The sequence below is a fragment of the Streptomyces griseorubiginosus genome (genome assembly GCF_001514195.1).
In the GTDB taxonomy this organism is placed as follows: domain Bacteria; phylum Actinomycetota; class Actinomycetes; order Streptomycetales; family Streptomycetaceae; genus Streptomyces; species Streptomyces griseorubiginosus.
In genome coordinates this window covers 56193-70385 of the sequence record NZ_KQ948752.1, presented here as the reverse complement: position 1 = coordinate 70385, position 14193 = coordinate 56193, and the positions used below count along the sequence as shown (strand labels likewise).

The window sequence follows — 14193 nt, the reverse complement described above, 5'->3', positions numbered from 1 at the left end:
GTCGCGTCGGTGGGCGAGGATGGCCTCGAACTCACTGCGCGCCTCATCCAACTTACCCTGATCGAGCAGAACCCGGGCAAGGTTGTGGCGGGTGGTGAGGGTGTCTGGGTGGGTGTCGCCGCGGCTGACGCGTCGGTGGGCGAGGATGGCCTCGAACTCACTGCGCGCCCGGTTGTACAGGCCCCTGGCTCGCAAGTATCGGGCGGCGAAAAGGGCTGTGCGTACCGCGTCATGCATTGTCTGATCGGGCAGTTGGGTGACCGTGGCTCGATGGAAGAGGTCCAGGGCGTGGGGTTGCAGGAGCCGCCAGCGGCCCCAATAGTGCGCGTCTTCAGGCATTCCTATTTCGTCGGCGAACGCCGCACTGTGCAGTGCAGTGACGGCTGCACTGAGTGCAGCGTGGTCGAGACTTGCATCTCGGACCAGCGGATGTACGCGCAAGGTGGGTAGCGAATCGGAGCCCGTGGCGAGTGAGAGGTCTACCAGGCCGAGGCTGCTCAGGGCCAAGAGCAGCCTCCACACACCAGGACCGTCAAGCTGTGCCAACTCCCCGGCAGAGGCCAGCGTTACCGGTGTCAGGAGCAGGGTGTACGGCAGTGGGGCATCAGCGAATGTGGCGATCAGTCGCAGCAGGGGCCTGGCCAAAGGCAGGCCGCGTTGGTCCAGCAGATTCAAGGACATGTCCCAGGCCTGCGCGATGACGTTGCCATGGTCCACGAGTTCCAGGCCGCGGGCCAGTGCGGCCTGGTAGGAACAGAAATCTACGGGCGTATCCGGCTCACGGTAGGCGGCCGGCACCATGTTGGCGTCGGCGAGATAGGTACCGGCGAGGCGCAGAGCCAGGGGGAGCCCTCCCAGGCGTTGGGCCAGGCGTCGGGCATCATCCGGGGGGCCTGCCATGGTGCCCGCATGATCGTGCAGAATTTGTGCCGCGTCCGTAAGGCCGTCGCCGATCAGGGGGTGCACAGGATGAAGCGTGCAGGCGGTACCCCACATATGTGGGGTGCTGTCGCGGGTGGTGACCAGGACGCTGCCAGCACTGCTGGCGGGGCGCCGGATCCAGCCAGTCCTAAGGAGCGTGAAGCCCGCGCTCTTGTAGAAGCGATGCAACCCCGGGTTGTCCTTCCAGGCGTCCAACCGCAGCCACCGCTTCCCTGGATGAGGCGGTGGCCGCTGTACAGGAGGCAGCGCGGGCAGCGGGCGGTGTGGTGGCCGGTGCCTACGGTCTGGCGGTGGGCGGTGACCTGTCGGTGAAGGCGGAGGGCGGGTCCCTACCGTCGGCACCTGACGCGCAAGACACGCGATGACCTGGTGGCAGAAGTCAAGAAGTTGGAGAAGCAGCGCGACGGGGGTTCGGCCCAACAGCCCGGCAAGGCGTGGACGGTTGAGAAGTGGCTTCAGCACTGGGTGGAGAACATCGCCAAGCCGACCGTCAGCGAGAACACGTACGACGGGTACGAGGTGGCCGTTCGCGTGCACCTCGTACCCGGCGTCGGCAAGCACCGCCTTGACCGCTTGCAGCCTGAACACCTGGAAAGCCTGTACCGCCGTATGCAGGCGAACGGGGAGCGCAAGGCCGGTACGGCTCACCAGGCCCACCGCACCGCCCGCACCGCGCTGGGGGAGGCGGTCCGGCGCGGCTACGCGGCGAAGAATGCCGCCGCGCTGGCGAAGCCGCCGCGGATGGAAGAGGACGAAGCCGAGGTGGATCCCTACTCCGTGGAAGAAGTTCAGTGCCTGCTGCTGGAAGCCAACAAGCGCCGGAACAGTGCCCGTTGGATGCTGGCGCTGGCGCTCGGATTGCGGCAAGGCGAGACGCTCGGACTGCGCTGGTCTGACGTCGACCTCACCAACGAGTACCTGAAGCTGCGCCGGAATCGTCTGCGCCCCCGGTACGAGCATGGCTGCCCGGAGGCCTCGCCGTGCGGCCGTAAGGCGGGGTACTGCCCGTCCAAGGTGCAGGTGCGACGTGAGACCAAGAACACCAAGTCGCGCGCCGGCCGCCGTGCCGTGCCCCTGCCCGGCCCGCTGGTCGCGATGCTCCGTGCGCACCGCGAGACGCAAGCTCGTGAGCGCAAGGCGGCCGGCGACCTGTGGACCGAGTCGGACTACGTGTTCACCAAGCCGCTCGGTGGGCCGCTGAGCCCGAACACGGACTATCACGACTGGAAGCGGCTGCTGGAAGACGCGGGTGTCCGGAACGCCCGGCTGCACGATGCCCGGCACACGGCCGCCACCGTGCTCATGCTGCTCGGGGTGCCGGCCCGCGTCATCGATCAGATCATGGGGTGGGAGCCGGGCACGTCCGCGAGCATGCGGGCCCGGTACCTCCACGTGCCGGACGCCATGCTCAAGGATGTGGCTCGGAAGATCGCCGAAGCCATCTGGGGAACCCCCGAGACACCCGCTGTGGACAAAAACCAGGACAACGAGGTCTGAGGACAACGTCGAAGGGCCCCACCTTGCGGTGGGGCCCTTCGACATCGTGCCCGGTGAGGCACTGGCGGAGGATACGAGATTCGAACTCGTGAGGGGTTGCCCCCAACACGCTTTCCAAGCGTGCGCCCTAGGCCTCTAGGCGAATCCTCCGCGGCAAACAATACAAGACGTTGAGGAGTGCTCGCGAACTCGTTCCCACCCCCCGCCATCGGGTACTGTTTGGGCAGCCCCTCACGCGGCGCTATCTGACTGAACTCCCCCAGGGCCGGAAGGCAGCAAGGGTAGGTTGGCTCTGGCGGGTGCGTGGGGGGCGTCTGCGTTCCCGGGGCCGGGTCCGTGGGCGGGCCGGGCGGGGTGGGTCCTGGCCGAGGGCTCGCGAGGGTCTCGTTGTCAGTGGGCGCCTATAACCTCGTATGCGTGTCGTCTCTCGCGCTGTACCGCCGTTATCGCCCGGAGTCGTTCGCCGAGGTCATCGGGCAGGAGCATGTCACCGACCCGTTGCAGCAGGCGCTGCGGAACAACCGGGTCAATCACGCGTACCTGTTCAGCGGTCCGCGCGGGTGTGGCAAGACGACCAGCGCACGCATCCTGGCCCGCTGCCTGAACTGCGAGCAGGGCCCCACGCCGACCCCGTGCGGCGAGTGCCAGTCCTGTCGTGACCTGGCCAGGAACGGCCCGGGTTCCATCGACGTCATCGAGATCGACGCCGCGTCCCACGGTGGCGTGGACGATGCCCGTGAGCTGCGTGAGAAGGCGTTCTTCGGGCCCGCCAGCAGCCGCTACAAGATCTACATCATCGACGAGGCCCACATGGTCACGTCGGCCGGCTTCAACGCGCTGCTCAAGGTCGTCGAGGAGCCCCCGGAGCACCTCAAGTTCATCTTCGCCACCACCGAGCCCGAGAAGGTCATCGGGACGATCCGGTCGCGGACCCACCACTACCCCTTCCGGCTCGTGCCGCCAGGCACCCTGCGCGAGTACCTCGGCGAGGTGTGCGGCAAGGAGAACATCCCCGTCGAGGACGGGGTGCTGCCGCTCGTCGTGCGCGCCGGTCAGGGGTCCGTGCGTGACTCCATGTCCGTCATGGACCAGCTCCTCGCCGGTGCGCGTGAGGAGGGTGTGACGTATGCCATGGCCACCTCCCTCCTCGGCTACACCGACGGCTCCCTCCTCGACTCCGTCGTCGAAGCCTTCGCCACGGGGGACGGCGCCGCCGCCTTCGAGGTCGTCGACCGTGTCATCGAGGGCGGCAACGACCCGCGCCGTTTCGTCGCCGACCTGCTGGAGCGGCTGCGGGACCTCGTCATCCTGGCCGCCGTTCCCGACGCCGCCGAGAAGGGGCTCATCGACGCCCCCACGGACGTCATCGAGCGGATGCAGGCCCAGGCCGGCATCTTCGGCGCCGCCGAGCTCAGCCGCGCAGCCGACCTCGTCAACGAGGGTCTGACCGAGATGCGTGGTGCCACCTCGCCCCGCCTCCAGCTCGAGCTCATCTGCGCGCGCGTGCTGCTCCCCGCCGCCTACGGCGACGAGCGCTCCGTGATGGCCCGCCTCGACCGCATCGAGCGCGGCGTGAACTTCTCCACCGGCGCCGGCACCCCCGCGACGGGCATGGGCCCGGGAGGGGGAACGGGAGTGGCAATGGGGTACGTGCCGGGGCCCGAGGCGCACGGGGGAGCGGCTCCCGGTGGCCACGGTGGCCATGGTGCCCACGGTCCCGCCGGTGCTCCGACGGCTCCGGTCCCGCCGGGCGGCGGCCCGGCCGCGGCCCGCGCGGCGGTGCGGGCCTCGGGGGCGGCTTCGGGAGCCCCCGCAGGCCTTCCCGCCGGAGCGGGCACCCCCGGTGGACACCCCGGCGCTACGGTCGACTCGGCGCCGCCCGCCGTTCCGCCCACCGTCGCCGGCTCGCCCTCGGGGGCGCCCACCGCCCCGGCGCAGAACTCTCCCGCGGATCAAGGCCCCGCCCCCCAATCCCCGCAACCCCCGCAGTCCCACCAGCCCAGCCCGCCCACCCCGGGTGAGCCCCATCAGCAGCCGACCACCTCCACCTCGGCCCCGGCCCCCGGCGCCTGGCCCACCGCCGCCCCCGCCGGTGGTGGTCGGCGTCCCGGAGGCTGGCCCACCGCCGCTCAGGCCGGCGGCGGTCAGGCCCCGGCGCCCGCCGCACAGCGCCCAGCGGCAACCCCGGCGGCACCGGCTCAGCCCGCCCCCGCGGCTCCCGCCTCCAGCGCCTACGCGCCCCCGGCCGGAGGGCTCGACCCCCGTCAGCTCTGGCCCAACATCCTCGAAGCGGTCAAGAACCGCCGCCGCTTCACCTGGATCCTGCTCAGCCAGAACGCCCAGGTCACCGGTTTCGACGGCACCACTCTCCAGCTCGGCTTCGTCAACGCCGGCGCTCGCGACAACTTCGCGAGCAGCGGCAGCGAAGAGGTGCTGCGCCAGGCCCTCACCGAGCAGTTCGGCGTCCAGTGGAAGGTCGAGGCCCTGGTCGACCCGTCGGGCGGCGGAGCCTCGGGCCCGGCATCCGGCGGCTTCAGCAGTCCCAGCGGTTACGGCGGAGCAGCCGCTATCCCGGGTAACAGCGGCACCCCCAGCTCCCCTAGCGGCTACGGCACGGGCGGATACAACTCCGGCACCGCCCAGGGCCCCAGCAGCCCGGGAGGCTATGCCGCCCCCGCCCCCGCGCCCCAGGCCTCGCCGTCTCCCACGCCCACGCCCACGGCCCAGCCCACGCCACCACCAGCTCCGGCCCCCGCGCCCCGCCCCTCCGCCCCGGAACCCCCACCTGTCTCCATCGAGGACGACATCCCGGAGGACGACGACCCCGACCTCAATGAGTCGGCCCTCTCCGGCTACGAACTGATCGTGCGCGAACTCGGAGCGACGGTCGTCGAGGAATTCACCAACGAGTAGGGCCGGTAGCCGCGTCCGCTAGGTGGAGGGGCCTGGAGTCGAACAGACTTCGGCGGACCCCAACCCCGGCAGACCCCAACCGATCTCGGCCGACCTCAGCGGGTCCCGACCTCGGCGGACCCCGACAGCCCTCGGCTGACCTCAGCGGGTCCCGACCTCGGCGGACCCCAACCTCGGCAGACCCCAACCGACCGCGGCCGACCTCAGCGGACCCGGCCGACCTCGCCAGACCCCCTCCGCCCCCCCCGGCCGCCCCCGCCGCCCCCGCCAGAACTACGACACGGCTCAGGGCACTTCACCCCACCCCCAGGACGCCATAGCCCCGAACAACGCCCCCCTCCTTGGACGAACCTACGAGTCCCGAGCCCTCCCCCCTTAGGAACCCCCCACAAAAACCCCGTTAGGCTGACCCCCGTGAAGGTCCTCGTCATCGGTACCGGCGCCCGCGAACACGCCCTGTGCCGCTCCCTGTCCCTCGACCCCGACGTCAGCGCTCTGCACTGCGCCCCCGGCAACGCCGGCATCGCCGAGGTCGCCGAGCTGCACCCGGTCGACGCCCTCGACGGTGCCGCCGTGACCGCGCTCGCGCAGCGACTCGGCGTCGACCTCGTCGTCGTAGGCCCGGAGGCCCCGCTCGTCGCGGGCGTCGCCGACGCCGTGCGCGACGCGGGCATCCCGGTCTTCGGCCCGTCCGGGGAGGCCGCGCAGCTCGAGGGGTCCAAGGCGTTCGCCAAGGACGTCATGGCCGCGGCCGGTGTCCCGACCGCCCGCTCCTACGTCTGCACGAACCCCGAGGAGGTCGCCGAGGCCCTCGACGCCTTCGGCGCCCCGTACGTCGTCAAGGACGACGGTCTCGCCGCGGGCAAGGGCGTGGTCGTGACCAGTGACCTCGACGAGGCCAAGGCGCACGCGGCCGGCTGCGAGCGGGTCGTCATCGAGGAGTTCCTCGACGGCCCCGAGGTCTCCCTGTTCGCCATCACGGACGGCGACACCGTCCTGCCCCTCCAGCCCGCCCAGGACTTCAAGCGCGCGCTCGACGGCGACGAAGGCCCGAACACCGGCGGCATGGGCGCGTACTCCCCGCTGCCCTGGGCCGACCCCAAGCTGGTCGACGAGGTCCTCCAGACCGTTCTCCAGCCGACCGTCGACGAGATGCGGCGCCGCGGCACTCCCTTCTCGGGCCTGCTGTACGCCGGTCTCGCGATCACCTCCCGGGGCGTCAGGGTGATCGAGTTCAACGCCCGCTTCGGCGACCCCGAGACCCAGGTCGTCCTGGCCCGCCTCAAGACCCCGCTGGCCGGCGTCCTGCTCGCCGCCGCGAGCGGCAACCTCGAGGACCTGCCGCCCCTGCGCTGGAGCGAGGACGCCGCGGTCACCGTGGTCGTCGCCTCGCACAACTACCCCGGCACCCCGCGCACCGGCGACCCGATCACCGGCCTCGACGAGGTGGCCGCCCAGGACGCCCCGCACGCCTACGTCCTGCACGCGGGCACCAAGCAGGACGGCGACGCCGTGGTCAGCGCCGGCGGTCGCGTCCTGTCGGTCACGGCGTCCGGCAAGGACCTCACCGAGGCCCGCGAGCGCGCGTACCGGGCGGTGGCCCGTATCGGCCTCGACGGTTCCCAGCACCGGACGGACATCGCGGCGAAGGCGGCGTCGGAAGCCTGAGAAGCCGTACGGGACTCACCCCCTGAACGCTGCTGAAAATCGGGGCGAACCGCCCGCCCCCGAACAACCCGATCGGCCCCGGATCCGTCTAAGGATTCGGGGCCTGATCTTTGCTGTACGTCATCCACCTTTCCCCAAAGCCATTCCATCGAGTGACCGGGGCGCCATACGGCTGACGGGGGCGCGGGGCCCAACTAGGGTGCGGCGCAAGCGGTCCGGCACTTGGCCCACCGGCATTGCGATGTCAGTGGCGGCTGCCACAGTGGGGGAGTGAGCAACGCCAGGACAGCTGGGCATTCAGGATCGCAGGGAGGGGGTGAGGTCCGGTCGTGACCGGAATCGGTGTGGAGGCAGGCGCGCAGGCCGCGCGCTCCCGGGCCCTCGCCGTGCTGCGCATCCGCAGCCGTGCGCTGGCCGTGGCGCTGCTGCCCGCGGCGGTCGCCGTGGTGCTGCTCGCCGGAGGTTCCACGGGGCATCTCGTGGGCGGGGTCTGGGACGCCGCCCGGCTGGTCATGAGCGTGCTCGGCGTGCTCGTGCTGCTCGCGGCCGCGGTCATCGCCCTGGTCGTCGCCCGGGCCCGGCCGGCCGTCAGCCCGACGGTCGCGATCGCCGAGGAGGCCGCCCCCGACCTGTACCGCATGGTGCGCGACCTCGCCGACCGGCTGGACGTCCCCGCCCCCTCCGCGATAGCCCTCACCCCGGACTGCGACAGCTGGCTGGAGGACCGCACCCACCCTGCCCACGGCCCGCCCCCGCAGGAGGGCCGGGACGACGAGATCGCGGGCGCCGGCGGCTCCCACCGCCGGGTCCCGGCGGCGCCGGTCCTGGTCATCGGGTCGCCGTTCCTGTGGTGGATGCGCGTCGGAGAGCTGCGCGCGGTGCTCGCCCCGGTCGTCGCCGGTACGGGACCCTCGGCCCACCCGGACATAGCGGCCGCCCGCCGTTTCGTACGGGGTCTGGACGCCGCGGTGGCCGTCGGCTCCACCCCCGGGCGCTGCCCGCTCACCCGTGTGCTGTGCGCGGGCGTCGCCTCGGTGGCCCGCCTCATGCTGCGCGGCTGCCGGGAGCACGCGGCTCTCATGGAGCGCGGGGTCGCCGCTGCGGCCGCCGAGCGTGCACAGGCTGTGGACTACGGGCTGAGGATCGTCGCGCAGGAGCAGGTGGGTCTCGCGTACGCGGGCTGGGACCGTCTCCTGACCCGGGTCGCGCTGCCCGCCTGGCGGATGGGGCGCTGGCCGTCCCGTCTGGACGCGGGCGTGGTGGCCGCCCTCACCGAGCTGTCCCGGCGGGACCGACTGGCTGAGGGGTTCGCCTCCCGCCTGGGCGAGCGTCCGGCGTGCGACCTGCTGGAGGAGCCCGGCACGATCGACGAGGCCGCCTCTCTCCTTGCCGCCCGCCTCTTCCACGGCGGCCCCGCGGAGAACGGTCCGGACTGGGCCCCGGTGGACTGGCAGGAGTACCCGGAGGAGGTCGTGGACCGTAAGTGGCGCCTGGACGCGGCCCGTCTCCACCGGGTCCTCGACGCCCAGGGCGTGACCCACACCCCGAGCACCACCGCGCCGGACTCCCACGCGCCCACCCTCGCCCGGGTCCTGACCCACCTGTCGGCCTCCCACCACCCGGCCCCGGAACCCCCCTCGACCCACCAGGCGGGCCCGGTCCTCGATGCCTCCCCGCCTGCCGCGGCCCCCTCGAACACCCCCGCAGCCGCCGACGGCGAAACCCTCCCGCAGGAACCACCCGCACTCGCATCCGCATCCGCATCCGACGAAAGCGTCACGGCTGGTACGGGCAGGCACACGACTGTCGAAGGTGAAGCAGAGACGCTCGCCGCCGCACTCACCGCCGAACTCGCCCGCGAGGAAGCCACCACCTCCCATCCCCGCAGCACCCCCGAGACCACCTCCGACGCCACCCTCTGGGACGACACCGCGCTGCCCCTCTTCCCCCTCCAGCCGCCCCGCACCGCCCGGGAACTCCTCACCGACCACGTCACCGCGATGGTCTGCTGCGCCGCGATCGACACCGCGGGCGCCACCCCCGGCCTGGACTGGCTCGACGGCCCGTCCCTCCTCATCAACGGCGAACGTGCGGCGGACCTCACCCCCCGCGTCCTCAGCCTCGTCGAGGACGGCGACCCCGCACCCCTGCGCGCCTGGCTGGTCAAGTCGGGGATACGTCCCGAGAAGCCGGTCCGCCTCGTCTGACCGAGCCGGAACCCCTGCTTCCACTTTCGGCCAATTCGCAACGAATAGTGACAGTCCGCGTGCGGTATGTGATGTGCTGGGACCGATCGCGCACATGGCATGGGCACACGCCATAGGCCAGACGCACAAAGCACCGGCACACCACCAGCACCACACGACCAAGCACCGGCACCACACAACCAAGCACCGGCACCACGCGACCAAGCACAAGCACACGCACACGCACAGGCACCGCACCGGCCAAGACGAACAACGGGGGCACAGGGAGGGGGAGCCACCATGGGCCCAGGACCGGAGCACATCCGCCGTTGGGAGTCAGGAGCACTCGCGCACGCCGTGACGGATCCCTTCGGCCAGGGTCCCGTCCCCTGGCTCCGCGGCACCGAGACCTACTTCGACGACACCGGCCAGGTGGTCCCCTGGTACGTCGAGACGGACCCGGCCCACACTCCCGAGAAGGGCGCCCGAGTCCCCGCCCCCCGCACCGCCCCCACCGGCGGAGCCCCCCGTTCCGCGGACGACGTCCGCCGCCAGATCAAGGGCTTCACCTCCACCGGCGCGGTCGCCCCCGGCGAGGCCGTCGACTTCCACATCACCGTCGACCCGCCCCAGGAGTTCGCCGTCGACATCTACCGCATCGGCCACTACGGCGGTGACGGCGCGGCGAAGATCACCACCAGCCCCCGGCTCTCCGGCATCGTCCAGCCCCCGCCCCTGACCGCCGACCGTACGGTCTCCTGTCACCACTGGTGGCTCAGCTGGCGCCTCCAGATCCCGTCGTACTGGAGCATCGGGGCGTACGTGGCGGTTCTCACCACCGCCGACGGCTACCGCTCCCACATCCCCTTCACGGTCCGCGACAACCACCCGGCGGACCTGCTGCTCCTGCTGCCGGACGTGACGTGGCAGGCGTACAACCTCTACCCGGAGGACGGCCGCACCGGCGCCAGCCTCTATCACGCCTGGGACGAGAACGGCCGGCTTCTCGGCGAGGCCGACGCCGCGACCACGGTCTCCTTCGACCGGCCGTACGCCGGCGCGGGCCTGCCCCTGCACGTCGGCCACGCCTACGACTTCATCCGCTTCGCCGAGCGCTACGGCTACGACCTCGCCTACGCCGACGCCCGCGACCTGCACGCGGGACACCTCGACCTCACCCGCTACCGGGGCCTGGTCTTCCCCGGCCACGACGAGTACTGGTCGACGGCCATGCGCCGCACGGTCGAGCGGGCCCGGGACAGCGGCACCTCCCTGGTCTTCCTGTCCGCCAACACCATGTACTGGCAGGTCGAGTTGGGCCCCTCGCCCTCGGGTGTCCCCGACCGCCTGCTCACCTGCCGCAAACGCAAGGGTCCGGGCAGGCCGGTGCTCTGGCGTGAAGTCGACCGCCCCGAGCAGCAGTTGGTCGGCATCCAGTACGCGGGACGGGTGCCCGAGCCGCACCCCCTGATCGTCCGCAACGCCGGCCACTGGCTGTGGGACGCCACCGGAGCCCACGAGGGCGACGAGATCGCCGGCCTGGTCGCGGGCGAGGCCGACCGCTACTTCCCGCGCACCCCGCTCCCCGAGCACGACGACCGCATCCTGCTCGCCCACTCGCCGTACGCCGACAGCGAGGGCGCCCTGCGCCACCAGGAGACGTCCCTCTACCGCGCCCCCTCCGGCGCCCTGGTCTTCGCCGCCGGCACCTTCGCCTGGTCCCCGGCACTGGACCGCCCGGGCCATGTCGACCCCCGGGTCCAGCGCGCCACCGCCAACCTCCTGGACCGCATCTGCAAGCGTGACTGAGCTCACGCGGAAGACCGAGCCCTGACCCCGAGTCCAAGGTCAGCGCCCCATACGGGACAATCGACCCGTTGGACATACCCACGGGGAGGAACCGTGTCCGGATTCGTAGAAAAGCCCGAGCCGCTCGAGGTTCCGGGCCTGGTGCACCTCCACACCGGCAAGGTGCGCGAGTTGTACCAGAACGAGGCGGGCGACCTCGTGATGGTCGCCAGTGACCGCATGTCCGCCTTCGACTGGGTGCTGCCGACGGAGATCCCTGACAAGGGCCGCGTCCTCACCCAGCTGTCCCTGTGGTGGTTCGACCAGATCGCCGACCTGCTGCCGAACCACGTCCTGAGCACGGACGTACCGGAAGGCGCCCCCGCCGAATGGGCCGGCCGCACCCTGGTCTGCAAGTCGCTCCGGATGGTCCCCGTGGAGGCCGTCGCCCGCGGCTATCTCACCGGCTCCGGGCTCGTCGAGTACAACGACTCCCGTACGGTCTGCGGCCTGGCCCTCCCCGAAGGCCTCACCGACGGCAGCGAGCTGCCCGCTCCGATCTTCACCCCGGCCACCAAGGCCGCCGTCGGCGAGCACGACGAGAACGTCTCCTACGAGGAGGTCGCCCGCCAGGTCGGCGCGGACACCGCCGCCCAGCTGCGCCAGGCGACCCTCGCCGTCTACAGCCGGGGCCGGGACATCGCCCGGGACCGGGGGATCATCCTCGCGGACACCAAGTTCGAGTTCGGCTTCGACGGGGACACCCTCGTCATCGCGGACGAGGTGCTCACCCCGGACTCCTCCCGCTTCTGGCCGGCCGAGCAGTGGGAGCCGGGGCACGCACAGCCGTCGTACGACAAGCAGTTCGTGCGCGACTGGCTTACCTCGCCGGGGTCCGGCTGGGACAGGAAGAGCGAGCAGCCCCCGCCGGCGCTGCCGCAGGAGGTCGTGGACCGCACCCGCGCCAAGTACATCGAGGCGTTCGAGCGACTGACGGGCACCAGCTGGTCGTAACGTGAAAGGCCCCGGCGGAAGCCGGGGCTTTTCGCGAAACAAGAAACGCGAGACGCGCAACGCAAAAGCCCCCCGGCCGGAGCCGGGGGGCTTTCGAACTGGAGCGAACGACGAGGTTCGAACTCGCGACCTCAACCTTGGCAAGGTTGCGCTCTACCAACTGAGCTACGTTCGCATGCGCCGTGGCGCGGGAACCACTATACCCAACCTCGCTCGCGTGCGAGCCGCACGGCCGCATGACGGTTCTCCGCCCCGAGCTTGGAGACGGCCGACGACAGGTAGTTCCGCACGGTGCCCTGCGACAGCGCGGCCCGTTCGGCGATCTCCGCGACGGGCGCCCCGTCGGCGGCGAGCTCCAGCACCTCGGCCTCCCGCGCGGTCAGCGGCGAGTCCCCGGCGGAGATCGCGTCGGCGGCCAACTCCGGGTCGACGTAACGGTTTCCGGCATGCACCGTGCGGATGATCTCCGCGAGTCGCTGCGCGCTGACGGTCTTGGGGACGAACCCGCGCACACCCGCCGCGAGAGCCCGCTTGAGATGTCCGGGCCGCCCGTGACTGGTGACGATCAGCACCTTGCACGACGGCAGCTCGGCGCGCAGCGATGTGGCGACCTTCACACCGTCCGCCCCGGGCATCTGCAAGTCGAGTACGGCGACGTCGGGCCCGTGCGCCCGGGCCATCGCCAGCGCCTCGGGACCGGTGGCCGCCTCCGCGACGACCGCCAGGTCGTCCTCCAGGGACAGCAGCGCGGCGAGCGCGCCCCGGATCAGATGCTCGTCGTCGGCGAGCAGCAGCCGCACGGTCACGCGACCACCCCGCCGCCGACCACTCCGTCATCGACCACTCCGTCGTCAGCCACTCCGCCGCCGACCACTCCGCCGCCGGTCACTCCGTCGTCGACCGCTCCGCCGCCGACCACTCCGCCGCCGGTCACGCCGTCGTCGCCCACCCCATCGCTGACCACTCCGCCGCCGACGACGGCTGCCGCCACCGGCACCCGCGCCACCAGCCGGAACACGCCCTTGCCCGCCGGTCCCGCCTCCAGCGTCCCGGCCACCGCGGCGAGCCGCTCCCGCAGGCCGGCGAGCCCGGACCCGCCGGAGCCCGACGCCGTCAGCGCCCCGTCGTTCTCCACGGTCAGCAACACACGCCCTTCTTCCTTCCGTACGGCCACCTCGCACCGCTTGGCGTCCCCGTGCCGCAGGACGTTGGTGGTGGCCTCCCGCACCACCCAGCCGAGCGCCGACTGCACCTCGGCGGGCAGCCCGGACGGTTCCCCGGTGACCTGGCAGTCGATCCCCGCCGCGGTCAACACCCCTCGCGCTCCCGCCAGTTCGGCGCCCAGGTCGGCCTCCCGGTAGCCCCGTACGACATCCCGCACCTCGCGCTGGGTCTCCCGGGCGATCCTCTGCACCTCGGTCATCTGGTCCACGGCCTCCTCCCGCCCGCGCCGCGCCAGCTGTACGGCCAGCTCGCTCTTGAGCGCGATCACGGCGAGGTTGCGGCCCATCACGTCGTGCAGGTCCCGCCCGAACCGCAGCCGCTCCTCGGCGACGGCGAGCCGGGCCCGGGTCTCGCGGGCCTCGTCGAGTTCGTAGACGGCGGTCAGCAGCCACACCGAGAAGATGGAGGTGAAGGCGAGGAACCCGGCGCCGAGCAGCACGCCCACCATCGCCGCGAGGGTCGCCGGGGCGGGCATCCCGAGCGGGAAGGCGATGACCCCCGCGCCCGCGGCGAACCCCGAGACGATGGCGAGGACCCGTTTCCGGGCCCGCACCCCCAGGGCGGTCACTCCGGCACCGAAGATCAGCACGACCGCGAAGATCCCGCCCGCCGCGGTGTCGACGTCCTCCCCGCGGGGTCCGTGTTCGGTGATCGCGACGGCCGTCACGGCGACCGCGAAGGTGAGCGTGCCGAGTATCCACAGCATGTGGACGGGCTGCTCGCGGCGGCCGCGCGTCCAGTCCAGTGCCCGGGACGCGGTCACGGCACAGGTCCCCGCGTGTCCGATCACCATCACCAGCATCAGGGCGGTCAGCCAGCCCGGCATCGCCCCGAACAGCGGCAGCCCGACCGAGGCGGCCTCGGCCAGCGCGAAGAAGTGGAACGACCACCGCGTGTACGTCTCGACCTTCGCCGGCGTGCTCTTCCGCCGCCACCAGCCCCCCGGCTTGCGCATGCTCAC

General features: G+C 71.8%; 8 protein-coding genes, 2 tRNA genes, 1 other RNA gene and 1 pseudogene. 7 read left to right on the top strand and 5 right to left on the bottom strand.

All coding sequences use genetic code 11. The annotated features are described in order from the left end of the window. Positions 1-1137 (bottom strand): tetratricopeptide repeat protein (locus tag AQJ54_RS42370; RefSeq protein ID WP_159055667.1); only part of this gene is annotated, 1137 nt, incomplete at its 3' end. Between the two features lie 132 nt (positions 1138-1269). On the opposite strand from AQJ54_RS42370, the pseudogene AQJ54_RS42365 reads away from it, so the two are divergent. Further along, a pseudogene (locus AQJ54_RS42365) lies at positions 1270-2439 on the top strand (tyrosine-type recombinase/integrase); the annotation flags it as partial. Positions 2440-2501: 62 nt separating this feature from the next. Here the strand turns inward: AQJ54_RS42365 and AQJ54_RS42360 are convergent. After that, positions 2502-2589, bottom strand: a tRNA-Ser gene (locus AQJ54_RS42360). 73 nt (positions 2590-2662) lie between these two features. Here AQJ54_RS42360 and ffs point away from each other — a divergent pair. From ffs to AQJ54_RS42330, 6 genes are all read left to right on the top strand, one after another. After that, positions 2663-2757, top strand: an RNA gene (ffs, locus tag AQJ54_RS42355) — signal recognition particle sRNA small type. A gap of 99 nt (positions 2758-2856) precedes the next feature. Further along, the gene (locus tag AQJ54_RS42350; RefSeq protein WP_062246907.1) at positions 2857-5352 is read left to right on the top strand and encodes a DNA polymerase III subunit gamma and tau; all 2496 of its coding nucleotides are present in this window, start codon (positions 2857-2859) and stop codon (positions 5350-5352) included. A gap of 414 nt (positions 5353-5766) precedes the next feature. Further along, the gene (gene purD / locus AQJ54_RS42345) at positions 5767-7020 is read left to right on the top strand and encodes a phosphoribosylamine--glycine ligase (RefSeq protein ID WP_062246905.1); all 1254 of its coding nucleotides are present in this window, start codon (positions 5767-5769) and stop codon (positions 7018-7020) included. Between the two features lie 329 nt (positions 7021-7349). After that, on the top strand, positions 7350-9227 hold the full coding sequence (locus tag AQJ54_RS42340) for a M48 family metalloprotease (protein ID WP_062246903.1): 1878 nt from the start codon (positions 7350-7352) through the stop codon (positions 9225-9227). 279 nt (positions 9228-9506) lie between these two features. Further along, complete coding sequence (locus tag AQJ54_RS42335) at positions 9507-11015, top strand: N,N-dimethylformamidase beta subunit family domain-containing protein (protein WP_062246901.1); 1509 nt, start codon at positions 9507-9509, stop codon at positions 11013-11015. Positions 11016-11108: 93 nt separating this feature from the next. Beyond that, positions 11109-12008, top strand: coding sequence for a phosphoribosylaminoimidazolesuccinocarboxamide synthase (locus tag AQJ54_RS42330; RefSeq protein ID WP_062246899.1), 900 nt, complete (start codon positions 11109-11111; stop codon positions 12006-12008). A 99-nt stretch (positions 12009-12107) separates the two neighbouring features. On the opposite strand, the gene AQJ54_RS42325 is transcribed toward AQJ54_RS42330, so the two are convergent. The 3 genes from AQJ54_RS42325 to AQJ54_RS42315 all read right to left on the bottom strand — a co-directional run bounded on the left by AQJ54_RS42325 (position 12108) and on the right by AQJ54_RS42315 (position 14187). Beyond that, positions 12108-12183 (bottom strand) — tRNA-Gly (locus AQJ54_RS42325). Positions 12184-12205: 22 nt separating this feature from the next. Then, positions 12206-12814, bottom strand: coding sequence for a response regulator transcription factor (locus AQJ54_RS42320; RefSeq protein ID WP_062025396.1), 609 nt, complete (start codon positions 12812-12814; stop codon positions 12206-12208). Next, positions 12811-14187: a sensor histidine kinase gene (locus tag AQJ54_RS42315; protein WP_248845595.1), complete on the bottom strand. Its 1377-nt coding sequence runs from the start codon at positions 14185-14187 to the stop codon at positions 12811-12813. The genes AQJ54_RS42320 and AQJ54_RS42315 overlap by 4 nt, the downstream gene beginning before the upstream one ends. Positions 14188-14193 lie beyond the last annotated feature (6 nt).